The sequence below is a fragment of the Pseudomonas sp. GW822-FHT04H02 genome (assembly GCF_058800645.1).
Window position 1 is genome coordinate 552,478 of sequence record NZ_JBXAMM010000001.1, and the last position, 23,795, is coordinate 576,272.

General features: G+C 66.3%; 24 protein-coding genes and 3 pseudogenes. 11 read left to right on the top strand and 16 right to left on the bottom strand.

Annotation, left to right across the window (positions count from 1 at the left end):
- Nucleotides 1-42: 42 nt before the first annotated feature.
- Both AC1RMG_RS02710 and AC1RMG_RS02715 read right to left on the bottom strand, forming a co-directional pair.
- A complete protein-coding gene (locus AC1RMG_RS02710; protein ID WP_011060783.1) occupies nt 43-1,665 on the bottom strand; it encodes an MFS transporter in 1,623 nt (540 codons plus the stop codon).
- A gap of 304 nt (nt 1,666-1,969) precedes the next feature.
- Entirely contained in the window at nt 1,970-3,616 is a 1,647-nt protein-coding gene (locus AC1RMG_RS02715; protein ID WP_493168253.1) for a GMC family oxidoreductase, read from the bottom strand.
- Nucleotides 3,617-3,747: 131 nt separating this feature from the next.
- Here AC1RMG_RS02715 and AC1RMG_RS02720 point away from each other — a divergent pair, with 131 nt between their 5' ends.
- Complete coding sequence (locus AC1RMG_RS02720) at nt 3,748-4,641, top strand: LysR family transcriptional regulator (RefSeq protein WP_011060785.1); 894 nt, start codon at nt 3,748-3,750, stop codon at nt 4,639-4,641.
- A gap of 6 nt (nt 4,642-4,647) precedes the next feature.
- Here the strand turns inward: AC1RMG_RS02720 and AC1RMG_RS02725 are convergent, their stop codons facing one another.
- Nucleotides 4,648-5,583: a phytanoyl-CoA dioxygenase family protein gene (locus AC1RMG_RS02725; protein ID WP_370058975.1), complete on the bottom strand. Its 936-nt coding sequence runs from the start codon at nt 5,581-5,583 to the stop codon at nt 4,648-4,650.
- A 180-nt stretch (nt 5,584-5,763) separates the two neighbouring features.
- Nucleotides 5,764-7,278 (bottom strand): annotated as a pseudogene (locus AC1RMG_RS02730) (MFS transporter).
- A gap of 155 nt (nt 7,279-7,433) precedes the next feature.
- Here AC1RMG_RS02730 and AC1RMG_RS02735 point away from each other — a divergent pair.
- Nucleotides 7,434-8,063, top strand: a complete 630-nt coding sequence (locus tag AC1RMG_RS02735; protein ID WP_015635232.1) for a TetR/AcrR family transcriptional regulator — start codon at nt 7,434-7,436, stop codon at nt 8,061-8,063.
- Between the two features lie 31 nt (nt 8,064-8,094).
- On the top strand, nt 8,095-8,469 hold the full coding sequence (locus AC1RMG_RS02740) for a hypothetical protein (protein WP_011060789.1): 375 nt from the start codon (nt 8,095-8,097) through the stop codon (nt 8,467-8,469).
- Nucleotides 8,470-8,505: 36 nt separating this feature from the next.
- Here AC1RMG_RS02740 and AC1RMG_RS02745 read toward each other — a convergent pair whose 3' ends face one another.
- The 6 genes from AC1RMG_RS02745 to AC1RMG_RS02770 all read right to left on the bottom strand — a co-directional run bounded on the left by AC1RMG_RS02745 (nt 8,506) and on the right by AC1RMG_RS02770 (nt 15,097).
- Nucleotides 8,506-9,546 (bottom strand): DUF6602 domain-containing protein, encoded by a 1,041-nt coding sequence (locus AC1RMG_RS02745; protein ID WP_019094397.1) that lies wholly within the window; start codon nt 9,544-9,546, stop codon nt 8,506-8,508.
- 16 nt (nt 9,547-9,562) lie between these two features.
- Nucleotides 9,563-10,669 (bottom strand): DNA alkylation repair protein, encoded by a 1,107-nt coding sequence (locus AC1RMG_RS02750; RefSeq protein WP_401334418.1) that lies wholly within the window; start codon nt 10,667-10,669, stop codon nt 9,563-9,565.
- Between the two features lie 285 nt (nt 10,670-10,954).
- The gene (locus AC1RMG_RS02755; RefSeq protein WP_368995053.1) at nt 10,955-12,778 is read right to left on the bottom strand and encodes a monovalent cation:proton antiporter-2 (CPA2) family protein; all 1,824 of its coding nucleotides are present in this window, start codon (nt 12,776-12,778) and stop codon (nt 10,955-10,957) included.
- A gap of 150 nt (nt 12,779-12,928) precedes the next feature.
- The gene (locus AC1RMG_RS02760) at nt 12,929-13,453 is read right to left on the bottom strand and encodes a hypothetical protein (RefSeq protein ID WP_125063575.1); all 525 of its coding nucleotides are present in this window, start codon (nt 13,451-13,453) and stop codon (nt 12,929-12,931) included.
- Between the two features lie 9 nt (nt 13,454-13,462).
- Nucleotides 13,463-14,473 carry a M48 family metallopeptidase gene (locus AC1RMG_RS02765; protein WP_262214809.1) on the bottom strand — a complete coding sequence of 337 codons (1,011 nt, stop codon included), beginning with the start codon at nt 14,471-14,473 and terminating at the stop codon, nt 13,463-13,465.
- A gap of 24 nt (nt 14,474-14,497) precedes the next feature.
- Nucleotides 14,498-15,097, bottom strand: a complete 600-nt coding sequence (locus AC1RMG_RS02770) for a LemA family protein (RefSeq protein WP_072452305.1) — start codon at nt 15,095-15,097, stop codon at nt 14,498-14,500.
- A 185-nt stretch (nt 15,098-15,282) separates the two neighbouring features.
- On the opposite strand from AC1RMG_RS02770, the gene AC1RMG_RS02775 reads away from it, so the two are divergent.
- The 4 genes from AC1RMG_RS02775 (at nt 15,283) to AC1RMG_RS02790 (ending at nt 16,990) form a co-directional block, all read left to right on the top strand.
- Entirely contained in the window at nt 15,283-15,714 is a 432-nt protein-coding gene (locus AC1RMG_RS02775; RefSeq protein ID WP_019094391.1) for a DUF4265 domain-containing protein, read from the top strand.
- A 23-nt stretch (nt 15,715-15,737) separates the two neighbouring features.
- A complete protein-coding gene (locus AC1RMG_RS02780; RefSeq protein ID WP_015635243.1) occupies nt 15,738-16,130 on the top strand; it encodes an Imm10 family immunity protein in 393 nt (130 codons plus the stop codon).
- 76 nt (nt 16,131-16,206) lie between these two features.
- Nucleotides 16,207-16,545, top strand: a complete 339-nt coding sequence (locus AC1RMG_RS02785; protein ID WP_011060802.1) for an FKBP-type peptidyl-prolyl cis-trans isomerase — start codon at nt 16,207-16,209, stop codon at nt 16,543-16,545.
- Nucleotides 16,546-16,567: 22 nt separating this feature from the next.
- A complete protein-coding gene (locus AC1RMG_RS02790; protein WP_019094389.1) occupies nt 16,568-16,990 on the top strand; it encodes an NUDIX hydrolase in 423 nt (140 codons plus the stop codon).
- Between the two features lie 62 nt (nt 16,991-17,052).
- On the opposite strand, the pseudogene AC1RMG_RS02795 reads toward AC1RMG_RS02790, so the two are convergent.
- Nucleotides 17,053-17,169: pseudogene (locus AC1RMG_RS02795) on the bottom strand (sensor domain-containing diguanylate cyclase); the annotation flags it as partial.
- Nucleotides 17,170-17,239: 70 nt separating this feature from the next.
- On the opposite strand from AC1RMG_RS02795, the gene AC1RMG_RS02800 reads away from it, so the two are divergent.
- Nucleotides 17,240-17,515 (top strand): metal/formaldehyde-sensitive transcriptional repressor, encoded by a 276-nt coding sequence (locus tag AC1RMG_RS02800; RefSeq protein WP_011060804.1) that lies wholly within the window; start codon nt 17,240-17,242, stop codon nt 17,513-17,515.
- 9 nt (nt 17,516-17,524) lie between these two features.
- Nucleotides 17,525-18,505, top strand: a pseudogene (gene dmeF / locus AC1RMG_RS02805) (CDF family Co(II)/Ni(II) efflux transporter DmeF).
- An 11-nt stretch (nt 18,506-18,516) separates the two neighbouring features.
- Here the strand turns inward: dmeF and AC1RMG_RS02810 are convergent.
- The gene (locus AC1RMG_RS02810) at nt 18,517-19,155 is read right to left on the bottom strand and encodes a LysE family translocator (RefSeq protein ID WP_210458814.1); all 639 of its coding nucleotides are present in this window, start codon (nt 19,153-19,155) and stop codon (nt 18,517-18,519) included.
- Nucleotides 19,156-19,274: 119 nt separating this feature from the next.
- Here AC1RMG_RS02810 and AC1RMG_RS02815 point away from each other — a divergent pair, with 119 nt between their 5' ends.
- On the top strand, nt 19,275-20,207 hold the full coding sequence (locus tag AC1RMG_RS02815) for a LysR substrate-binding domain-containing protein (RefSeq protein WP_493168257.1): 933 nt from the start codon (nt 19,275-19,277) through the stop codon (nt 20,205-20,207).
- A 13-nt stretch (nt 20,208-20,220) separates the two neighbouring features.
- Here AC1RMG_RS02815 and AC1RMG_RS02820 read toward each other — a convergent pair whose 3' ends face one another.
- The 4 genes from AC1RMG_RS02820 to AC1RMG_RS02835 form a co-directional block, all read right to left on the bottom strand.
- Entirely contained in the window at nt 20,221-20,724 is a 504-nt protein-coding gene (locus AC1RMG_RS02820; protein ID WP_401334411.1) for a GNAT family N-acetyltransferase, read from the bottom strand.
- A gap of 152 nt (nt 20,725-20,876) precedes the next feature.
- A complete protein-coding gene (locus tag AC1RMG_RS02825) occupies nt 20,877-21,368 on the bottom strand; it encodes a DUF1543 domain-containing protein (protein WP_015635251.1) in 492 nt (163 codons plus the stop codon).
- Nucleotides 21,369-21,462: 94 nt separating this feature from the next.
- The gene (locus AC1RMG_RS02830) at nt 21,463-21,810 is read right to left on the bottom strand and encodes an antibiotic biosynthesis monooxygenase family protein (protein ID WP_125063580.1); all 348 of its coding nucleotides are present in this window, start codon (nt 21,808-21,810) and stop codon (nt 21,463-21,465) included.
- Nucleotides 21,807-22,946 (bottom strand): cytochrome P450, encoded by a 1,140-nt coding sequence (locus AC1RMG_RS02835; RefSeq protein WP_493168263.1) that lies wholly within the window; start codon nt 22,944-22,946, stop codon nt 21,807-21,809. The genes AC1RMG_RS02830 and AC1RMG_RS02835 overlap by 4 nt, the downstream gene beginning before the upstream one ends.
- Before the next feature lie 81 nt (nt 22,947-23,027).
- Here AC1RMG_RS02835 and AC1RMG_RS02840 point away from each other — a divergent pair, with 81 nt between their 5' ends.
- Nucleotides 23,028-23,792: an ArsR/SmtB family transcription factor gene (locus tag AC1RMG_RS02840; RefSeq protein ID WP_493168266.1), complete on the top strand. Its 765-nt coding sequence runs from the start codon at nt 23,028-23,030 to the stop codon at nt 23,790-23,792.
- The last annotated feature ends 3 nt before the right edge of the window (nt 23,793-23,795 follow it).

Consider the following 23,795-nt stretch of genomic DNA (forward strand, 5'->3'; position numbering starts at 1 on the left):
GGCCCGCAAGACCGCCCCCGTCGGCAAGCCCGAGCACGCTGCTCAGTTGTGGTTGATGTCGACGTCCCGGGTTTCCCGCAGGCACAACAACCCCACCACCAGGCTGACCCCGGTAATCAGCACCGGGTACCACAGGCCATAGAAGATATCGCCGGTGTAGACCACCAGGGCAAAGGACACGGTCGGCAGGAAACCGCCGAACCAGCCGTTGCCGATGTGGTAGGGCAGGGACATGGAGGTGTAGCGGATACGGGTCGGGAACAGCTCCACCATCAGCGCCGCCAGCGGGCCGTAGCACATGGCGGCAATCAGGATCAGCGCGACGATCAGCACCACCACCATGGTCTTGTTGACGTTCTGGCTGTCGGCCTGCTGCGGATAACCGGCCAGGGTCACTGCGCCGCGCAGGGCGGCCTCGTCGAAGCCGTTGATCTTCACATCACCGACGCTGACCTGCACCGGGCTGCCGGCGGGGGCGGCGATGCTGCTGTAGGGCAGGCCCTGCTTCACCAGGAAGGTCTTGACCTTGTCGCAGGGGCTGTCGAAGCGCGCCTTGCCCACCGGGTCGAACTGGAAGGTGCAGGTGGCCGGGTCGGCGGTGACGCTGATGGGCGCCTGGCGGCTGGCCTGGTCGATGGCCGGGTTGGCGTAGTGGGCCAGGGCCTTGAAGATCGGGAAGTACAGCAGCGTGGCCAGCAGCAGGCCGAGCATCAGCACCGGCTTGCGGCCGATCTTGTCCGAGAGCCAGCCAAAGAAGATGAACATCGGCGCGCCGATCACCACGCTGATGATCAGCAGGCTGTTGGCCAGGGCCGGGTCCATCTTGAGGAACTGGGTGAGAAAGAACAAAACGTAGAACTGCGCGGCATAGAAGGTCACCGCCTGCCCGGCATTGATGCTGAACAGGGCGATCAGCACCACCTTGAGGTTTTCCCACTTGCCGAAGGATTCGCGGATCGGCGCCTTGCTGGCGCGGCCTTCCTCTTTCATTTTCAGGAAGGCCGGCGACTCGTGCAGGCTCATGCGGATCCAGGTGGAGATGCCCAGCAGCACGATGGACAGCAGGAACGGCAGGCGCCAGCCCCAGACCTCGAACTGGTCGCCGGTGAAGTAACGGCAGGCCAGCACCACCAGCAGCGACAGCAGCAGGCCCAGGGTCGCGGTGGACTGGATCCAGCTGGTGTGCAAGCCGCGCTTGCCCTGGGGCGCGTGCTCGGCCACGTAGGTGGCGGCGCCGCCGTACTCGCCGCCCAGGGCCAGGCCCTGGAGCATGCGCAGGGCCACCAGGATGATCGGCGCGGCGATGCCGATGCTGGCGTAGTTGGGCAACAGGCCCACGGCGAAGGTCGCAACGCCCATGAGGATGATGGTGGCAAGGAAGGTGTACTTGCGCCCGATCATGTCCCCCAGGCGGCCGAACACCAGGGCGCCGAAGGGGCGCACCACGAAGCCGGCGGCAAAGGCCATCAGGGCGAAGATGAAGGCCGTGGTGTCGTTGACCCCGGCGAAGAACTGCTTGCTGATCACCGCCGCCAGGGCGCCGTAGAGGAAAAAGTCGTACCACTCGAACACCGTGCCGAGGGACGACGCGAAGATGACCTTCTGGCTGCCCTTGGCAGTGGAGTCCTGCAGGGGCGCGTTCAGGGGCTGTGCGTGTTCTGACATAGGGGGCTTCCTTACAGTGATTATTGTTGTTGTTCCACTGCCGACGCCGTTTCCGGCGCCGCTGTTGCAGATTCACCGCGACCGCACGATGAACCCTTGTTTCCCTCATCCGTAGGAGCTGGCTTGCCAGCGAAGAGGCCCGTGAGCCAGGTGCCGGCCTTGGAGGCGCCTTCGCCGGCAAGCCGGCTCCTACATCAGATGCATCTGTTCCTGCTGTCCCGTAGGAGCTGGCTTGCCAGCGAAGAGGCCCGTGAGCCGGGCGCCGGCCTTGGGGACGCCTTCGCCGGCAAGCCGGCTCCTGCGCTCATGCCGGGGTGGCGGGCTCCTTGTGCTGGACGGTGCTCCTGGGGACGCTGGCAAGGATCAGTTCAGCGGCCTTTTCAGCGATCATCAAGGTCGGTGAGCAGGTATTGCCCGAGGTGATGCGCGGCATGATCGAGGCATCGGCGATGCGCAGCCCCGCAATGCCGTGCACCCGCAGTTGTGCGTCCACCACCGCCTGGGCATCGCTGCCCATGCGGCAGGTGCCCACCGGATGGAAGATGGTGGTGCCGATGCGGGCCGCGGCCTCGTGCAGTTGCTCGGTGCTTTGCAGCTCGGGGCCGGGCAGGTATTCGCTGGGCTTGAAGGGTTGCAGGGCCGGGGCGCCGACGATGCGTCGGGTCAGGCGGATGGCGTCGGCGGCGACCCGCAGGTCCTCGGGGTGGCTCAGGTAGTTGGGCTGGATCAGCGGCGCATCGCCGGCCTCCACGGAACGGATCTCGACCCGGCCACGGCTCTGCGGGCGCAGGTCGCAGACCGAGGCGGTAAAGGCCGGGAAGGCGTGCAGCGGTTCGCCGAAACGCTCCAGGGACAGCGGCTGCACGTGGTACTCCAGGTTGGCCCGGGTCTGTTCCGGGCCCGAGCGGGCAAAGGCGCCAAGCTGGCTGGGGGCCATGGACAGCGGGCCGCTGCGGTCATACAGGTAGCGCAGGCCCATGCCCATCTTGCCCCACAGGCTGCCCGCGATCTGGTTCAGGGTGCGGGCGTTCTCCAGCTTGTAGATCAGGCGCAGTTGCAGGTGGTCCTGCAGGTTGCCGCCCACCCCGGGCAGGGCATGGCTGACGCCGATCCCCAAGCGTTGCAGGAGTGGCGCCGGGCCGATCCCCGAGCGCTGCAGGATGCTCGGCGAGCCGACGGAGCCGGCGCAGAGGATGATCTCGCGGCGCGCCTTGAAGTTCTCCAGGCGCCCCTGGCAACTGGCCCGCACCGCTGTGGCGCGGCCGTCCTCGAGGAGCAGCCGCTGCACCTCGATGCCGGTCAGCACCACCAGGTTCGGGCGCTGGGCGATGGGTTTGAGAAAGGCCTTGGCGGCGTTCCAGCGCACCCCGGCCTTCTGGTTGACCTGGAAGTAGCCGCAGCCTTCGTTGTCGCCGCCGTTGAAGTCGTCGATGTTGCGAATGCCGCTCTGCTCGGCAGCGCTGCGAAAGGCATCGAGGATCGGCCACGACAGGCGCTGGCGCTCGACCCGCCATTCACCGGCGGCGCCGTGCAGTTCGCTGCCGCCGGCAAAGTGGTTCTCGCTTTTCTTGAACAGCGGCAGCACCTGGTCCCAGCCCCAGCCCGGGTTGCCTTCAGCGGCCCAGCTGTCGTAGTCGGCAGCCTGGCCACGCATGTAGATCATGCCGTTGATCGACGAGCAGCCTCCCAGCACCTTGCCCCGCGGGTAGCTCAGGCTGCGGCCCTGCAGGCCGGGCTCGGCCTCGGTCTTGAAGCACCAGTCGGTGCGCGGGTTGCCGATGCAGAACAGGTAGCCCACGGGGATGTGGATCCAGGGATAGTTGTCGCGGCCACCGGCTTCCAGCAGCAGCACACGGTGCTGGGGGTTGGCCGACAGGCGATTGGCCAGAAGACAGCCGGCGGGGCCGGCGCCGACCACGATGTAGTCGTAGGCGTCAAAGGCAGGGAGCATCCTTAACCTCGTTTTTCGTTCTTATTGGGAGCCATCCTAGTTGTTAGCTTTCGTTAAAAGAATGTTAGTTTTTACCCACCTGCTGTGCGTTTTCTAACAGCGTTGGCCTTCGACTCCGGCAAGGAAACCCCATGTTCGACTGGAATGACCTGCGCTTCTTTCTTGAGCTGCAACGCAGCGGCCGCTTGCTGACCGCCGCGCGACGGCTGAACACCACCCACGCCACGGTGGCCCGGCACATCGAGGCGGTGGAGAAGGCCCTGGGCACCGCACTGTTCGTCCAGCACGCCCAGGGCTACGAACTGACCCCGGCCGGCGAAGCGCTGCTCAAGCACGCCGAGGCCATGGAAAACGTCGCCTTGCTGGTGCAGGAAGAGATCACCCAGTCCAGCGCGCCTTTGGGCAAGATCCGTGTGGGGGTCACCGAGGGCCTGGGGGTGAAGTTTCTCGCCAGCCGCATGGTTGGGCTGTTCGAACGGTATCCGGGGCTGGAAGTGGAACTGGTGGCGGTGCCGCGCTTTGTCAGCATTCTCAACCGTGAGGCGGAGATCAGCATCCACCTGGAGCGCCCCAGCGCCGACATGCTGGTGACCCGCAAGCTCACCGACTACCGCCTGGCGCTGTACGCCAGCCAGGCCTACCTGGACCGCGCGCCGCCCTTGCGCAGCCGCGAGGACCTGGGCCGGCATGCCTGGATCGGCTATGTCGATGATCTCTTGTTCAGCCAGGAGCTGATGTTCCTCAACAGCTTCTGCCGCAACCCCCAGGTGGTGTTCCACAGCACCAGTGTCATTGCCCAGCAGGAAGCGGCCCGTTCCGGCCTGGGGATCGCCGTGCTGCCGTGCTACATGGCCGCCGCCGATCCGCAACTGGTGCCGCTGCTGCCGGCGGAAAGCATCCAGCGCGCCTACTGGATCAGCACCCGCCGCGAGCTGCACAAATCGGTGCGGCTGCGGGTGGTCTGGGATTACCTGGTGGAGCAGTGTGCGGCGCAGCAGCAGGTGCTGCTGGGGCCTGAGATCTAGCCTGGATCAGAGAATCGGCCCGCAATGGGCCGAGCTGCGGATCGGTGCGCCGGGCGCAATGTCGACAAAACGCGAGCCATAGGATTGCGGGTTCAGCGGGCCGCCTTCGCGGCCCATGCCCAGGCCACCGGCGCTGCGGGTTTCGCCTTCCTGCATCAGTGGATCAAGGCATGCGCGCCAGTCCAGCAGGCGCAGGGTCACAGCCTGGCGGCGTTCCAGGTCGCCGGCCAGCAAGGGGCTGGAGCGGTGCCACAGGTACTTGCTGAACAGCAGGGCGTCGCCGGGTTCGAACGAGTCTTCGATGCGCTGTGCTTCGAAGCTGTCGGTGAGCATCCCGGGCGTGCAGTAGGTCTGGTGCAGGTGCGCGGAAAATTCGGCCACCGACTCGCCCCGTGCCAGTTTGCCTGCCAGCAGGCGCGAGAACTGAAAATTCTCCTGGGCCGAGAATTGCGACAGGGGCACCCAGGCCATGCCGCCACCTTGCACTTCGGGGCGGATCGGCTGCAGCGGCATCCACAGGCTGAAGGCCGGGTCCTGGGGGCGGATGTAGCGAAAGTTCAGCGAGTCGTAGTGCCAGGCAAAGCCCGAGCGTCCCACCCCCAGCTCGAAACTCTGGGCCTCGCTCATGATCAGGCGGCAGCCGCTGAGGCGGGTCAGCACCTGGGCGAAGGCCGGTTGCCGGTAGAGGCGTTCGAGGATGCCGACCTGGGTCACCCGGTGGGTCAGGCGACTGAAACCGTCGCCATGGGCCGAGGTGCCCGAGGAGGTCGGGCGCAGTTGGCTGTTGGCCAGCTCGCGCAGTTGCAGGATGGCCGCAGGCGTCAACAACCCCCGCAGCTTGATGAAGCCACGCTCCTTGAAATGCCGTAGATCGTCCTGGTCCAGGCGTAGCGGGTTGACCAGGGCAGGGGCGGTGTCAGGCAGGACCGGTGGCAGGTTCACGGGGGTATTCCATTACCAGGGGACAAGGCCCTTGAGTATGGACAGTGCGCGCTGGGGCGGCAGGCTGGATTCGACCTTGAGCAACGCCTTTGCGACATCGGGCAGGGAGGACGGCGCCTTAGTCGTCAGGCCGGATGTAGCGGTCCCGGGCCTGGAGGGTCGGTGCCACCACGGCGCTTGTCAACGAGCCGGCCTGGTGCCGGGGCTGCCGGCAGGCTCGCGGACCGCTTGCTGGCGAGTTCCCAGCAACAGCCCCATGGCCAGCAGGCTGGCGCAACCGGCCAGGGCCATGGCCAGGCGAAAACCGCTGGTCATGGCGGCGCCATAGAGGTCGGCGAACAGCGGGTCGTGCAGCGGCAGGCGGTGTTCGGTCACCGCTTGCCGGGCCAGTTCGGCGGCGCCGTCGAACCCGGCCGCAGCGCCGGATTCGCTGAGCACTCGCACTGCCCGGGCGCTCATCAGGCTGCCGAGCAGGGCGATGCCGACGCTCATGCCGGTCTGGCGCAGGGCGTTCATGCTGGCCGAGGCGATGCCGGCGCGCTCTGCCGGTGCGCAGGCCATCACCACCAGCCCGGTGGCCGGCACCGCCAGGCCCATGCCCAGCCCCAGCAGACCGAACAGCGAACCCACCAGCCAGTAGGGCGTGTGGGCATCGAAGCCGGCCATGGCGCTCATGGCCAGGCCTACCAGGCCATAGCCGCCAACCATCAGCCAGGGCAGGGGGATGCGCCGGTGCAAGCGGCCAAAGAGCATCGATACAACGCCTGTGACCACGAACTGCGGAAGCATGCGCAGGCCGGTGTCGGCGGCGGACCAGCCCTGGATCTGCTGCAGGAAGATCGAGAAGAAGAACAGGCTGCTGTAGCAGGAAAACCCGAGGATGAACGAGGCCAGGTTGGCCACCGCAAAGGGCCGCTGGCGAAACAGGGTGACGGGCACCAGGGGCCGCTGCACTCGACGCTCGACCTGGATCAGGGCCAGCAGCGCCAGCGTCGCCAGCAGCAATGAGGTGAGCGCCTCGCGGCTGCCGAAACCGTCCTCGCCAGCGACGATCAGGCCGTAGGTCAGGGCCCCCAGGCAGAGCACGCTGAGGATCTGGCCCAGGGGGTCGAGCGCGGCGTGCTGGGGGTACTTGCGCTCGCTGATGCCCCAGCCGCCCAGGGCCAGGGCCAGCAGGCCGATGGGCAGGTTGATCAGGAAAATGCTCTGCCAGCCCAGGTGCTCCAGCAACAGGCCACCCAGCAGCGGGCCGAGAATCAGGGCCAGGGCGCTGAAGGCCGACCAGCCGCCGATCACGTGGGCCCGTTGCCGAGGCTCGGGAAAGGCGTGGCTGAGGATCGGCATCGCCCCGGGAATCAGCAGGGCCCCGGCCAGCCCCTGCACTGCGCGCCCGGCCAGCAGCAGCGAAAGCTCCTGGGCCAGCGCGCACAGCGCCGAGCCGAGGCAGAACAGCAGCACACCGATCAGCTAGCAGCGTTTGTGACCAAAGCGATCCCCCAGGGGGCCTGCCGAGAGCATGAACGCCGAGAGGCAGATGGCGTAGGCATTGACCACCCATTGCAGACCGCCCAGGTCGGTGGCCAGGGCCTGCTGCAAGGTTGGCAGGGCCACGTTGACGATGCTGATGTCGAGGGACGCCAGGAAGGTCCCGAGGTAGGCGGCGGCGACCAGGGCCGGGCGACGATAGCGCTGCATGATGTATCTCCCGCAAGGTCTGGAATGGGCTTGCAGGGCGAGCATAGTATTTCGACTGACCGTCGGTCAATGGAGAATGAAAAAGATTCTCAACTCTCTTTTCCCCCACAAATCCCCTAGAATGGCGACCTTTGTCGAACAGCCCGGATTCGTTCATGAGTGTCAAAACCTCCCCGGTTGCCAAGCGCGCTGCCCAGCCGCGGCCGCGCACCAAACCGGCCGAAGTACGCCTGGAAGAGCTGATGGCCGCCGCCCAAGACCTGTTCCTCAGCCAGGGCGTGGAAGCCACCACCATCAGCGAGATCGTCGAGCGCGCCGAGGTGGCCAAGGGCACCTTCTATCACTACTTCCAATCCAAGAACGACATGCTGGTGGCCCTGGGGCAACGCTATACCCAGCACTACCTGCAGCGCCTGGAGCAGGCGGTGGCGGCCTGCCCCGAGGACGACTGGGTGGCGCAGCTCAGCAGCTGGATCCGCACCAGCGTGCAGGCCTACCTCGACACCTACCGCCTGCACGACATCGTCTACCCCAACCACCATCATCACGACCGCGGCAACCCGGAAAAGAACGCGATCCTCGAGCAGTTGCTGGGCCTTCTCGAAGGCGGCCAGCGCGCCGGCTGCTGGTCCCTGGCCCAGCCAGGGGTGATTGCTTCGCTGATCTACGCCGGGGTGCATGGCGCCACCGACGATGTGATCGCCGCCGGCGAGGACGATGGCCGGGCCCTGGCCGAGGCCATTGTCCAGGCGTGCCTGCGCATGCTGGGCCTGCCTCCTTCTTGATGTTTCCACGGGTAAAAGGAACGACCCTGCAATGAAAAAGATCAACCTCATTCTCGGCGCCGCGCTGGCGCTGTACCTGGCGTACCAGGCCTATGGCTCGTTCTACTACGGCACGCCGTATCAGGGCCGCGACTACAGCGCCGACCAGGCCTTCTACTACCAGAAGTACCGCTTGTTCAGCTGGCGCACCTGGATTCCCACCATGACCATGCCCGGCGATGGCGACAGCTCGCGCTACAGCGTTGGCGGCTACCTGCGGGTGTTCAAGGCCGACGGCACGCTGGTAGGGCAGTCCTATGACGGCTGCATCGCGGTGGTGGAAGTGTTCTGGTACGACGACGCAGTGGGTGGCTTCGGCTGCAGCGAGCACTTGATCGCGCTGCCCACGAAGGCCACGGCGGGCTGAGCGCCCAGTCGCGGTTTGCGGGCCCTGCCGATCGCTTCAGGCCCCGGCCTTCCACAAGCCGAACTTGCCCGCCAGATCCAGCTTGGGATCACGCACCCGGGTCAGGTTGATCGCGGCGCCGGACCAGCCGCCCTCCATCTCTTCACTCAGGTGGTATTTCAACAGGTTGTACTGGATCGCCGTCCCCCCCAGTTGCTGGTAGCCGATGCGTGAGGTCACCGCCTCCAGCAAGCTGGAAATCAGGTATTGCAGCGGCGTTTCGTAGGCCTTGATGGCGATGCCGTAGTCGAAGCTCTCAGCGTTGCTTTCGCGAAAGCAACCGAAGAATTCCTGCTTGCTCATGCTGCTGGACATGGCCGTGTTGTAGCTCTGGCGACAGGCCTCCAGGTCGGCGGCGCCGGGCCGGGGCAGGGCCAGGTGGTTGTTGAGGTTCTTCAGGGTCACACAGCCCTGGGTGGCAATGACCTCGGGCATCAGGGTCACGTCCAGTTCACCGGCACGGTCGGGGATGTTGTGCCAGGCGTTCAGGCTGTTGCGCAAAAGCTCCAGGCTGCTGCCGGGGTAACCTCGATACCCGTACACATAGGCTGGCGGCAGCACCAGGCCCATGACCGAATTCATCTGCGACACCGTCAGGTTCTGATAGTCGCGTCCATAGATGCGGGCGCTGTACTCGTCCAGGGAGTGGCGCAGCACCGAGGGCTTGAGGTTGCGCACCGACTTGCCGTTCTCCAGCGCCTCGAACAGGCTCTTCTCGTTGAGTTGGGACTTGACCTCCACGGTGGCGATCACCCCTTCGATCAGGTACACGTCCGCCGAGCCGAAGGTACGCAGCGTGGGGAAATCGTTGCGGTAGATGATCAGGTCGATCTGCTTGGAGATGCTCCCTTCGGAGTCGATGATCTGCCCGGCACCGATGCTGATGTTGCTCGGCAGAAAGCGCTTGAGGACGTCACGGATGAAACTCTCCCGGGCGTCACCGAGGACGCCGGAGTGGCTGGCGATGGTGCTGCTGACGCTGAAGCTGCTTTCCAGGACCCGGGCGATGGATTTCGCCCATTTGCTGATGATTGCCATGGGGCTTCCTTGGGGATCAGGGGACGAGCAAGTCGAAATGGCCTGTGGCCAGGGGTTCGCCGTTGACCAGCAATCGCACGCCGTGGTGCCCCGGATAGTGGCGGCGGGTGGTCAGTTCGCGGATCTGCTGGCTGCGGCCAAGCTCCACCTGGGCCAGGCCTTGCAGGGTGAAGGTCTTGAGCTTGAACACCTTGCTCGCGGTGGCGCCGGAGGCCTTGACGTAGTCGATGGCGTAATCCACCACCAGGCGCTGTTCGTGCGAGCAGGTGGAGGCCAGGGTCAGGGACAGGTTGAGGCTGTCCCCCAGGCGCAATTGCCCGGGGGCCACCTGGAAGCGGCAAACCTGGACCTCGGCCCGGGCCCCGGCGCCGATCAGCGCCAGGGCCCGGCGGTCGCCCTGCTTGATCAGGCTGCGCAAGGCATGACGGGCGATCCAGGCACTGTGCGGCTGCTCCAGGGGCCAGCCTTCAAGACGTTCCAGGACCCACTGCGGGTGCTCTTTGGTGATGTCGTTGAGGTGGTTGGCCACCGACTTGCGCACGTACAGGCTGGGGTCATTGCGCAGGCGTTCGAGGATCGGCGCCGCCAGTTGCGGGTCGGCCTGCAACTGCTCCAGGCGGAACGACCAGGGCAGGCGCGGGCGGCTGCCTTCGCTGGCCAGGCGGCGTACGTGTTCATCGCTGTCCGTGGCCCACTCGTGCATCACGGCCAGCGTGCGCTGGCAGTCCTGGCGCAAGAAGTGGCGCACGGCGAACTCCGATGAGCCGAAGCCGGTGAAATACTTCAGCGCCGCCATGGACAGCTCGAAGTCATGCAGGCCGTAGCTGGCCACGTAGTGGGGCAGGAAGATGCACACGAAGCGGCTGTTCAGGCGCGGCGCCAGGGCTTTCAGCAGCTCCAGGCTGCTGGGGTAGTCCAGGCCCAGTACCTGGTGCAGGCTCTCGCTGACCCGGGCCAGGCGCTGCATCAGCGACAGCTCGGCGAGGCCGTGGCCGGCCCGTTGCAGGAACCCCTGGCGGTCGAAGGCCGGGTGCACCGCGTGCATGGCGTCGGCGATATGCATCAGGCGCTGCTGGTTGAAGATTTCCTTGAGGGCGGGGGCCTGCTCTTGGGTAGAACTCATGGGGCGTATCCATTCAAAGCCGGGGCGGCGTCCACTCTACACGCCCTCTGCTGACAGAATCTGTCGGTAGCCGCCGGAGGGCGTGTTGCGTCATGCAGATCGTTTTCCGGTGTTGCTGAGGCCGCCTTCGTCGGCAAGCCGGCTCCTACGGTGTGTCGTGCCGGGCCTGTAGGAGCTGGCTTGCCAGCGAAGGGTACACCACGGCCCTCAGATCATTCCCCGGCGTCCTTGAGACCACCTTCACCGGCAAGCCGACTCCTGCGAGGTGGCGCAGGGCCTGGCGCTTCAGCGCATCGGCGGCAGCGGGCTTTCGATCTGTTCGTCCTGTTCGTCGGCTTCGAACAGCCGGGCCAGTTCGGCGCGGGCTTCCTGGGCGCTTTGCAGGACCTTGGCGGCGTCGTCGTAGACGGCATGCTGGGCCGCCAGCAGTTGTTCGTCGTGCTGGGTGAAACGCTGGATCCGCGAATCGGCCTGGGCCTGGCTCAAGCCCAGCCCCACCAGGGTGCGGCGGCTCATTTCCAGGCTGGAATAGTAGGTCTCCCGCACCGCCTGGGCCCCCAGGTCCACCAGCCGGTGCACGTGCTGGCGGTTGCGCGCCCGGGCGATGATCTTCAGGTGCGGGTAGAGCCGGCTGACCTGCTCGGCAGTCTTGATATTGGTTTCCGGGTCGTCGGTGGCAATGACGAAGTACTCCGCTTCGCCGACCTTGGCCGCGCTGAGGATCTCCGGGCGCAACGGGTCGCCGTAGAACACCGGCATGCCGCCGAAACTGCGGATCAGTTCGATGGTTTCCACCGAAGTGTCCAGGGCCACGAAGGGCACTTTCTGCGCCCGCAGGATCCGCGCCACGATCTGCCCCATGCGGCCCATGCCGGCAATCACCACCCGCGGCCCGTCGGAATCGATCCGGCGGTACTCGGCGGGCATTTCCAGCGGCTTGGCCTTGGGTTTCAGCCAGCGGGTGCAGGCCAGCAACAGCAGTGGGGTGAGGGCCATGGACAGGGTGATGGTCAGCACCAGCAGGTCATACAGGCGGGGCTCGAACAGGCCCTGGTCGCGACCGATCTTGAACACCACGAAAGCGAACTCGCCGCCCGCCGCCAGCACCACCCCGAGGCGCACCGCACTCTCGCGTCCCAGGCCACCGGCCAGGCGCCCGACCACGAACAGCAGCGGCAGCTTGAGGGCGATCAGCAGGAGGGTCAGGCCCAGCACCGCGATGGGCGCACTGAGCAGCAGGCTGATATTGGCGCCCATGCCGACGCTGATGAAGAACAGCCCCAGCAGCAGGCCCTTGAAGGGTTCGATCTGCGCTTCCAGCTCGTGGCGGTATTCCGAGTCCGCCAGCAGCAGGCCGGCGAGGAAGGCGCCCAGGGCCATGGACACGCCCACCAGGTCCATCAGCCAGGCGGTGCCGATCACCACCAGCAAGGCAGTGGCGGTGGAGACTTCCGGCAAGCGGGTCTTGGCCACGATGCGAAACACCGGGCGCAGCAGGTAGCGCCCGCCCACCACCACCACGGCGATGCTGCCCAGCACTTGCAGGCCGTGGCGCAGGTCCTCGGCGCTGCTGGTGTGGTGATCGCCACCGGCCAGCACCGGGACCATGGCGATCAGCGGAATGGCGGCGATGTCCTGGAACAGCAGGATGGCGAAGGCCATGCGCCCATGAGGGCTGTTCAGCTCCTTGCGTTCGGCCAGGCTTTGCAGGCCCAGGGCGGTGGACGACAGGGCCAGGCCCAGGCCCAGGACAATGGCACTGTTGAGCGACTGGCCGAACAGAAACAGCGCCACCACGCCGATCAGCATCCCGGTCAGCAGCACCTGGGCCAGGCCGACGCCGAACACCGCCTTGCGCATCACCCACAGGCGCTTGGGCGACAGCTCCAGGCCGATGATGAACAACAGCAGCACCACCCCCAGTTCGGAGATATGGCTGACGCTCTGGGGGTTGCCCACCAGGCCCAGCACCGAGGGGCCGATCAGCACCCCGGCCAGCAGGTAGCCGAGCACGGCCCCCAGTTGCAGGCGCTTGGCCAGGGGCACGATGAGCACGGCGGCGCAGAGGAACACGACGGCGGCTTGTAGCAGGTTGCCTTCATGGGGCATGGGCAGGACTCCAGGTAAAACGCTGCGCGGAAGGTTCCATGGCTGATGATAGACAGCCATCGGTGACGCTTTCAGCGGCGGTTGGTCGCCGCGATGATCGGCGCAAAAAAATGAATGCAGGACAAAGGCCGTGGCCGGGTTTGCGGTCCTTCAGAGCAGGTCGCGCCAAAGGCTGTGGGCCCCCTGGGTGTCAGATGGCAATTGGTTGAGCAGGGCAGTGGCGTCATCGCCCTGGTTGTAGAAAACCACAAAGTCGCCGCTGTCGAAGTCGATCCGGAAACCGCAGAGAAAGGTGCGTCCCAGTTCTGGCCAGTTGTCGAACAGCCCCTGCACCCGGACGATCAATGCGCCCTGCAGGTGGCTGGCCGCCAGCCTGGGCAAGAGGTCGCGGGCCTCCCACGCACAGCGCACGCCGGCCTCGAGTTCAAAGCCCTCAGGCAGGCGCATGGGCCTTTGTGCGGCGCCGACGCTTTCCCCGTCAGCGAGCAGGAACAGGCTGACCTGGCTGCCGTCCTGGCCATCCAGTTGCAGGGCGCCACAGCCATCGGTCAGCACCTGCCCGTTGTACAGATACTGGGCGTGGGTCAGTGCCTGCAGGCGCCGGCCCAGCAGACTGGCGGCGGCCTGGAGGTGCTCGGGTTGTGCGGCGGGATTCAGGCGTGGATCGTCAGGCACGTGGGATTCCTACAGGGGGGCAAAGCGCCCATCCCACTGCGGGTCCAGGCGCTGGATGCGCGCAGCCAGCGGTGGGTGGGTGGCCATCAGGCGGCCCAGGCGCAGTTTCACCCCCTGGTGAAAATACAGGTGGCTGTACTGCGCGGCGGCGAAGGCGCGCAGGCGCGAACCGGCGCTGCTGCCGCCGATCTTTTTCAGGGCGCCGGCAATGCCCTGGGGGTTGCGGGTGAACTGCACCGCCGAGGCATCGGCGAGAAACTCGCGCTGACGGCAGATGGCGGCCTTGATCAGGTTGCCCAGCAGGCTGCCCAGGGAACCGAAGACCAGCAGGGCCAGGCCCAGCACGGCGAAGATGATCTGCCAGAAGAAGCGGTGGCGGTCGCTGCCCAGGTGCTGCTTTTCAGCCTGGCGCAGCACCGCGATGCCCGCCAGGCTGAACACCAGCAGGCCGTGGATCACGGCCAGCAGGCGGGTGTTGAGGCGCATGTCGCCGTTGTGAATGTGGCTGAACTCATGAGCCACCATGCCCTGCAACTCGTCGCGGTCGAGGTGGACCAGGGCTCCGCGGGTGATGCCGAGCACGGCCTGCTGCGGGGTCAGTCCGGCGGCGAAGGCGTTGATCCCGTCTTCCGGCAGCACATACACCGCAGGCATGGTGGCGCCCGAGGCCAGGGCCATTTCCTCGACGATATTGAGCAGGCGCTGTTCCTCGCTGCCTCGTGGAGAGTCGTTGATCAAGCGCCCCCCCAGATGCTCGGCGATCACCTTGCCGCCGGCCCGCAGGCGCCAGCTCTTGTACCAACTGCCCAGCAGCACCACCAGCAGCATCAGCAGCGCCACCACGGCCACTGCGGTCCAGCTCAAGACCTTGGGCTGCTTGTATTCCTGGCTCAGCTCGCGCCATGCAAGGCCCAGCCCCAGGCTGCTGAGGCTGACCAGGGTGGCTACCGCCAGGATCATCAACAGCACCAGCTTGAGGGTGTGGCGCCGGGCTCGGGCCTGGTGTTGAAAGAACTTCATGCAGGTTTCCGGGGGCAGGTGCAGTTACTGGAAGGAGACTTTGCTGGCGTCTTGAATGCGCGCGCTGTCGGCGAATTGCAGCAGGGCGGCATCGGCCCGGTGGCCGAACAGTCCGGCGAAAAACAGTGCCGGCACCCGCTGCTTGCACAGGTTGTAGTCGGTCACTGCATCGTTGAAGGCCTGGCGCGCGTAGGCGACCTTGTTCTCGGTGCTGGTCAGTTCTTCGCTGAGTTGCGCCATGTTCTGCGAGGCCTTGAGTTCCGGGTAGGCCTCCAGGCTCAGGTGCAGGCGGTCGAGGACCTGGTCCAGGGCACCCTGGTCCTGGCCCAGGCGGGCGATGCGTGCGCTGTCGCCGGGTTGCGCGGCGGCGGCTTGCAGGCTATCCCGGGCACTGTTGCGGGCCTCGGCCAGGGCGGTCAGGGTCTGGCGCTCGTGCTGCAGGTAGCCCTTGACGGTTTCCAGCAGGTTGGGGATCAGGTCGTAGCGGCGCTTGAGTTGCACCTCGATCTGGGCGAAGGCATTGCGCAGACGGGTACGCCGGGTGGTCAGGCGGTTGTAGAGGCTGACCAGGTACAGCGCCAGAGCGGCGAGCAGCACCAGGGCGACGATATCGGCGGTGGCCATGGGATGTCCTTATCGAGTGAGGCGTGGGGGCGGCAATGGTAACGGAATCTTCCTGTTCGGTGACACACCTTCGCCGGCGACCCGTCAATGATTGCCAAGGGCCGGCAATTCTGCGAAAAAGCGCTCGGCTTGCGCGGGGGCCGAAAGGCACCGCTGCCTTTTATTCAATGAACCAGGGACAGGTGATGGACAAGATCATGCTCAGGTTGACGGTGGTGGACGACTATCCGCCGGTGGCCAGCGAAGGGGTCTGGGCCGAACGCCAGCCCGATGGCCTGTACCGTATCGCCAACCTTCCGTTCTACTCCCAGGATGCCTGTTACGAGGACGACGTCGAAGTCCAGGTGGAGGCCGATGGCCTGAAGTGGTTCAGGCGGGTCGGGCGCAGCAGTGGCAACAGCACGTTGCGCCTGGTGTTCTTTGACGCCGGCAGGGCCCGGACCCCCGAGGTGCTGGCGCGGATCAACGCTCTGGGCTGCAGCTGGGAAGGCATGAGCAAGGCGTTCCTTGCTGTCAATGTGCCTGCCTCGGTGTCGCTGGACAGCGTGCTGGAGTACCTGCAGGAGTGCTTTGAGCAGGATTGGCTGGATTATGAAAGCGGGCTGTTGCGCCAGTGACCGCGAATAAGGAGCAAGGAGCGATGAGTTTGAAATTTCATGCCACTGGCTACAGTGCCTGCACTGAAGACGAGGTGCAGATCCTGGGCTTTGCCGACGACGGGCAGCAGCCCGGGCACTACCTGCTGTTGCAGCGCGCCGAATGCTTTGACGAGCAGGACCGGCAGTTGGGCATGGACACTTACCATGTGGAACTGGGCGGCCAGGCAGTGTCCGGCTATGGCGGCATCCGCCAGGTGCTGCTGGCCCCGGGCCGCCTGACCCTGCATTTTGGCGATTCCCAGGCCTGGTGCCGGGGCTTGCCCAGCCTTGAGATCAGTTGGAAGCCGGGGCTCGCCAGCGTCGAGGAGGTCGCGATGGCGCTGGGGGCGATCTTTCTCGATACCGATACCCTGATCGAGGTGGCGCCACAGTGATTGCCAAGCCGGGGCAATTCTGCGAAAAAGCGCGCCGCAGTCCCGTGACGGGGCAATGCTTGAACGGGAGTGAACCATGAGCGACGAATTGCAGGTCATCGATATCCAGCCGGGCGACGGCAAGGCTGTGGTCAAGGGCGCCTTGATCACCACCCAGTACCGGGGCTTTCTGGAGGACGGCAGCAGCTTCGACTCCTCCTATGATCGTGGCAAGCCGTTCCAGTGCGTGATCGGCACCGGCCGGGTGATCAAGGGCTGGGACCAGGGCCTGATGGGCATGCAGGTGGGCGGCAAGCGCAAGCTGCTGGTGCCGGCGCACCTGGGTTATGGCGAGCGTTCCATGGGCGCCATCCCGCCCAATTCCAACCTGATCTTCGAGATCGAGTTGCTGGAAGTGCTGACCCGGGACGATTGAAGGCTTGAGGAGCGAGGGGCCGATGCGTGCCAATAAAGCCTGCCCGGTGGTGCTGCGCCATTCCACCGAGCTAGAGATCCTGGCTTTCCGCCATCCGCTGGCCGGCCTGCAACTGGTCAAGGGTACGGTGGAGGCGGGGGAGTCCACGGCTACTGCAGCTGTTCGCGAGCTGGCGGAAGAGGCCGGTGTCCAGGCCGGGGAAAGCGGTTTCCTGGGGCTCTGGCATTCGGGTTTCTGCGGCCAGGTGTGGGCCTTCCATGAATGCCGGGTGCCAGCGCCGTTGCCGGAAAGCTGGAGCCATTTCACCGCGGATGACGGCGGCCATCGGTTCGAGTTTTTCTGGCAGCCCCTGGCCAGCTTGCCGTCGGAGCAATGGCACCCGCTGTTCCAGGGCGCCCTGGGATTCCTGCGCCAACGCCTGCTGGGCGAAGGCGCCGAGGCCTAGGCAGCGGCTTATTGCCCGAGACGGTAGTGGTTGTTGCCGCTGCGCCGGGCCTCGTACATCGCCTGGAAGCCGAACATGCCGTAGATCGCCTCCGACCAGTACAGGCGCTGGGTATCGACCTCCCAGTCCCAGGTGTCGATCCGCGCAAAATATTGGCTGCGCTTGAACCGTTCGGCATCGTCGGGCCGGCTTGCGTCGTCGAGGGCAGGGGAGCAAGATGCGCTCTATATAGGTATAGGGGGTATAGGTATGTCGCACACTCACGCGCAGAAAGATGAGCTGCTCAAGCGGGTCCGGCGCATTCTCGGCCAGGTCCAGGCTGTGGAGCGAGCCCTGGAAAGCGGGGCCGACTGCGGCAAGACCCTGCACCTGGTGGCCGCCACTCGGGGCGCCATCAGCGGCCTGATGGGCGAGATCATCGAAGCCCATGCCCTGGAGCACGTGGCCAACCCCGAGCTCAGCGATGCCGAGCGGGCCCGGGGCGTGGATGAACTGCTTGAAGCCATCCGCCGTTATTCCAAGTAGGAGCCGCTCATGAACCTGTCTCAGCAGGCTGCACACCTGGCCCACGATCATCGGTTTCTCGGTGCTGATCACGACGACAACGCCCGCCGTACGCTGTGGGTGGTGCTGTTGACGGTGGTGATGATGGCGGGGGAGATCGTCGCCGGTTACCTCACCGGTTCCATGGCCCTGCTGGCTGATGGGCTGCACATGGCCACCCACGCCGGGGCCCTGGGCATCGCGGCGGCGGCCTAAGGTTTTGCCCGGCGCAATGCCGGCAACCGGCGTTTCAGTTTCGGCACCGGCAAGGTCGGCGACCTGGCGGGCTTTGCCTCGGCCATCATTCTCGGCCTGGTGGCGCTGGGCATTGCCGGCGAATCCCTGGTGCGGCTGTTCCAGCCCACTCGCGTGGCCTTTGGCGAAGCCACGCTGATCGCCGTGGCGGGGTTGCTGGTGAACATTCTCAGCGCCTGGCTGCTGGGCGGGGGGCACGACCATCATGGCCATTCCCACGGCCACTCTCATGATCACGAGCATCACGAGCATCACGAGCATCACGAGCATCACGAGCATCACCAGTCGCACCGGGCCGGGGGCGACAACAACCTGCGTTCGGCCTATGTGCATGTTTTGGCCGATGCCCTGACGTCGGTGCTGGCCATTGCCGCGCTGCTGGCCGGGCGCTACCTGGGTTGGGTCTGGCTCGACCCGGCGATGGGCATTGTCGGCGCGCTGGTGATTGCCCGCTGGTCCTATGCCCTGATCAAGTCCAGCGCCGCGGTGCTGCTCGATGCCAGCGATGAGCAGGTGGCCGGACAGATCCGCGCATCGGTGGAAGGGCCGGGGGATGCCAGTATCGTCGACCTGCACGTGTGGCAGGTGGGCCCCGGGGCCCGGGCGGCGATTGTCAGTGTGGTGGCCCGGGCCTCGCTCAGTGCCGAGACCGTGCGTGCGCGCCTGGCCGCGCTGCCCGGGCTGTCGCACCTGACCCTGGAATTGCGCAGCGTCTGAAGCCGGGCGCCTCAGGTGGCGCCCGGGCGGTACAGTTCCAGCAGCGAATAGGCCAGCCCCACCACGGCCACTGCCAGCAGCACCAAGCTCGACACCCCCGTCACCAGGCGCTTGTACTTCAGCGAGAAGCCCTGGCGCGCCACCAGGATATAGGCCCCCAGCACCGCCAGGTCGATCAGTACCCAGACCAGGGTCAGCAGCAGGGCGCTGTGTTCGAAGGTGCGGCCGACCTGGATGAACTGGGGGAAGAACGAGACAAAGAAGATGATGTCCTTGGGGTTGCCGATGCCCACCACAAAGCCGGTGGCCAGGCCCCTGCCGCGCCCGGCCAGGGGCTTGGCCGGTGCTTGCGCAGCGGGTTGGGTGGCCGCCTCGCGCAACCCCTGCACGGCCAGCCAGGCAATGAAGCAGCAGCCCAGCACGCTGATCCAGTGGATCAGCCGTGGGTCCAGGGCCAGCCCGCCGGAGAGCATCAGCACCGCCAGCAGGGCCAGCAGCAACGACGCCGCGTTGGTGCCCAGGGCGGTCAGCAGCGCCTGGCGCGGGCCGGCGTTCATGCTGGTGCTGACGATCAGCGCCACCACCGGCCCCGGGGTCGCCACCAGCATCAGCACGCTCAGGGTATAGGCCAGCAATAACGACATGTTCACATCCACCCGGCAACTCCTCGATCATCGGCAAAGGCCCTAGCCTGAAGGCTTGAGCCTGCGTTGAAAAACGCAAAAAGCTGTGACCTACTATGATTTTTAATCATGCTGAGTGCTTGCCGATGGTCGAGTCCCTGCCGCCGCTCTATGCCTTGCGCGCCTTTGAAGTGGCGGCCCGTTCCAGCTCCTTCACCCGGGCCGCAGAGGAGCTGTCCCTGACCCAAAGCGCCATCAGCCGGCATATCCGCACCCTGGAAAGCCAGTTCGGCTGCCGCCTGTTCGAGCGCCACGGCCCCAGGTTGGTACTCACTGACGTCGGGCAGCGCCTGGCCCGGGAGCTCAAGGCGGGGTTCCGGATCATCGAGGACGCCTGTCTGCCGCTGCGCAGCGGCAGTGGCCAATTACGCCTCAAGGCCCCTTCGACACTGACCATGCGTTGGCTGCTGCGGGCCCTGGACCAGCTCAAGCACCAGCAGCCGTCGCTGGCGGTGCAACTGGCCAGCGTATGGATGGATTTCGATCATGTGGATTTTCATGCCGAGCCTTATGACTGCGCGATTCTGCTGGGCAACGGGCAGTTCGGCGCCGGGGTCGAGTCCTGCAAGCTGTTCGATGAGTGGCTGATTCCCATCGGCCCTCCGGAGGCTGTGGATGCGCCGCCCTGGACCCTGGAACGGCTCAGGGAGGCACCACTGATCCACCCTTCGGCGGACCGCCGCGACTGGCGGCGCTGGCTGCAGGCCCAGGGCCTGCTGGGGCAGGTACGGCTGGACCGGGGCAACGTCTTCGACACCCTGGACCAGGCGATCTGCGCGGCCATGCGTGGCCACGGGCTGTCCATCGCCGACCTGTACCTGGTGGCCGAGGACATCCGCCAGGGCCTGGTCAGCCTGCCGTTTCCCCGTGCGCTGGCGTCGGGGGACGGCTATTACCTGGTGTGGCTGCGGGACAGCCCGCGCCGGGAACAGATCGACGGCCTGCGCGCCTTTCTGCTGGAGCAAGTGGTATCCATCGATGACCTTGAACTGGCTGACCTGACGCCTGGCGCGGGCTGATGGCGGGGCCGCTTCAACGGCGCAGCATGACCCAGTCGCGGTGCAGGTCGGCGCCGCAGGGGAACAGGGTTTCGCCGACCCTCACAAAGCCGTTGCGCTGGTAGAAACGGATCGCCCGGGCATTGTGTTCGTTGACGGTCAGGCGCAGGGGGCCGGGCTGTTGTGCCAGGGTCTGTGCCAGCAGGAACTGGGCGGCGCCACTGCCATGGTGGGCGGCATCCAGGTAGCAACGGGTCAGCTCGGCGATGCCGTCGGCACCGGCCACCCCGAGGTCCTGCGGGTGCAGGTTGACCAGGCTGTAGCCGATGACCCGGTTGTCATCGAGCAGCACCCGCAACTGTTTGCCGGGGGCTTCCAGCAGTGCGCTGAAATGTTCGGGCAGCAGGTTTTCCTGGATAAAGGCCTCGATCTCCGTTGCCGGGGTGTCCGGCGGGCAGGCGAGGGCAAAGGTCTGGCGGGCGATCTGGCTCAGGCACTGGGTGTCGGCTTGCTGTGCGTTGCGCAAACATAGCGGCATGGCTCTGCTCCCTGAAGAAAAACGCCAGCATAGCCGGCCTGCGCGCGCTTCACTGGCCTGCCAGCCGGTTGCCACAGGATCACACCGCCCCTGTAGGAGCTGGCTTGCCAGCGAAAGGGCCCGCAAGACCGCCTTCGCCGGCCAGCCGGCTGCTACAGGATGATGTAGTCGTTGTGCTGCACGATGCCCTGGTGAGGGCCCTTCACCAGGTGCACGTAGCGGCCGTCCGCCAGGTCGATGGGCAGGCAGTCGTCGACGTCCAGCAGGGCATCGGTGTGGGATTTGTGCCAGTGGGCAAGCATCTGCTGCTTGCCTTTGGCCTTGGCCTGCGCCTTGTCCCGGGCCACCACCAACAGGTAACGGTGGGCTTCGCCGAAGGTCGCTGCTTCATAGCCGCCCAGGTTGATGAAGTACAGGCGCGGCGCATCCGCCGCCGGGGCCAGGGCGCTGAGTTCGAGCCTGTAGTCTTCGATACCGTCCACCCGCATCCATGAGTCGATGTGCAGCCCCGCCGGGCTGCCGAACCAGCCTTCGCGCAGTTGCGGGTAGGCCGCTTCGAGGCTGTCGGCGACCACGAACTGCACATCATGGACTTCAATTTTCGCTCTGGGGTGCTTGCCCCCCAGCATCACCACAAACAGCATGCAGGCTCCTTGTTCCGGGCTAGGTGGTGGCGCGTGCCGCCACCGCGGGCGCACGTTTTACCTCAAGCCGGGCGCCGGGCCAAGGCCGACGGTTTCAGCGGCCATGCAACCGGCGGCTGTCCGCAGGGGCCTGGCAACGCTCTTGCAGTCCATAGTCGCGCAGCACCGTCGCCACCCGCAGCCGGTAGTCGGCAAATACCTCACCGCGGCCCCGGGCCTGCGCCTGGCGGTGGCATTCCAGGTTGCGCCACTGGGCCACGGCCTGCTCGTCACGCCAGAACGACAGGGACAGCAGTTTTTCCGGCTGGGCCAGGCTCTGGAAACGTTCGATGGAGATGAAACCGTCGATCTCCCCCAGCTGCTTTTTCAGCCCGGCCGCCAGCTCCAGGTAGGCGTCGCGCTGGCCCGAAGCTGGCAGTACTTCGAAGATCACCGCGATCATTGTTCGGCCTCCCCGCGGTCGCTGAACAGCGGAATACGCCCGTTGACCGAGGCCAGGTACTGCCAGTCCAGGGCCAGTGCATCCAGGCCGGGGCCCTGCAACAGGGCGCGCAACAGGCATTGGACTATGCCCAGGGCCAGCTCCCGGCCAGGGCAGCGGTGGGCTCCGGCGCCGAAGCTGAAGCCCTGATGCGCCGGGTTGCTGCCGGTAATGGCGGCTAGCGCCGGGTCCTGGTTGGCCGCGGCCAGCAGCACCAGAATGATTTCGCCGGCTTGCAGTTCCACGCCGTGCACGGTGCAGGGCGCGGTGACGAAGCGCCGGGTGTTCTGCACCGGCGGGTCCAGGCGCTGGCGCTCCAGCAGCCAGTCGCCCAGCAGGCCCGGTTCCTGGCGCAGGCGTTGCTGCATGGCCGGTGCAGCCAGCAGGGCGACCAGGCTGTTGCCGACCAGGCCGGCGCAGGCGTCATGGGTCTGCGCCAGCAGGCCCGCCAGATTGGCCCGCAGGTCCGCTGGAGCAAGCTCACCACTGCGGTCGAGAATTTGCCGCAGCAGCGGGCTGTGTTGCGGGGCCTGCACCAGGGCCTGCATTTGCGCGTCCAGCTCCAGTGCTGCCCGGTCGGCGGCCTGCAATCGGGGCTGATCGCTCAGGGGCGAGAAGCAGGCGACGAATTCCCCAGTGCGCCGGGCGAGTGTTTCGCACTGTTCGGCGGGGACGCCAAGCAGGCTGGCCAGCAGCGCCACCGGCAGCACGAACTGCCAGCGTTGCAGGTCGGCGGCGCGGGCCGGAGCCACAAGGGCCGGTTGCCACCGGGCCAGATGGGCCTCCAACTCGGCGGTACAGAGACCCTGCAAGGCCGGCTCGATGGCCGCACGCGGGCAACGCTGGCGCGGGCCATCGTTCATCCGCATCAGGCGGCCGAACAACTGCCCGGCCGGCCTTCCGGCAATTGCCTGGGGTACCGGCTCGGTACTGGGGCGCACCTGGCAGGCCGGGTGGTCGAGCACCGCTGCCACCGCCGCGGCGCTGCTGGCGACCCATAGCCTGAGGGCGCAATCGTAGGTCAGGCCGCCCCGGGCGCGGAGGCGGGTGTAGTAGAAGTACGGGTCTGAGTGAGTAGCAGCGCTGATCGCGTCCATGATTTATCTCTTTGTTCTGCAGATATCCAGGCTGCTACTATCCTGACCCTTTCGAAGACACGATTCGTCAGGGAGCGAAATATGAATGTAGTGCAGAACGACGTAGGGGTATCCCAAGTGGCGGCGGCCATCGCCGAGCCGGCGCGCACCCGCATGCTCTGTGCGCTGATGGACGGCCACGCACGCACCAGCACCGAGCTGGCGGCGATTGCCGAGGTCAGCACCTCTACCGCCAGCGCCCATCTGGCCAAGCTCAAGGAGGCGGGGCTATTGCGGGTGCAGGTCCAGGGCCGGCACCGTTACTACTGCCTCGGCGACCCGCTGGTGGCCCAGGCCCTGGAGGCGCTGATGGTGATCGGCCAGGGCCGCGCACCCAGCTTCACCCCGCGCACCCCGGACCGCCTGCAGTTCGCCCGTACCTGCTACGACCACCTGGCGGGCACCCTGGGGGTGCAGTTGCACGACCGGATGTTCGAGGCCGGCTGGCTGCAGGCGGCCGAGGAGGGCGGGGAGGGCGAGGCCTACCGGGTCAGCGACAGCGGCGAAGAATTTTTCCGCAGCCTGGGGATCGAGGTGGCCGGGCTCAAGGCCTTGCGTCGACGCTTTGCCTGCCCGTGCCTGGACTGGAGCATGCGCCGTCCGCACCTGGGGGGCGCCCTGGGGGCGGCGCTGTTGCAGGCCTTGCTGGAGCGCAAATGGCTGATCCAGGACCTGGACAGCCGCGCCCTGAGCCTGACCGGCACCGGCGGTCGCTACATCAGCAAGCGCTTTGGCATGGCCCTGATCCAGCCGGCCCGGCCGCTGTCGTCCTCGGCCGTCATTGAATTGCAACGCCTCGGCGGCTGAAGC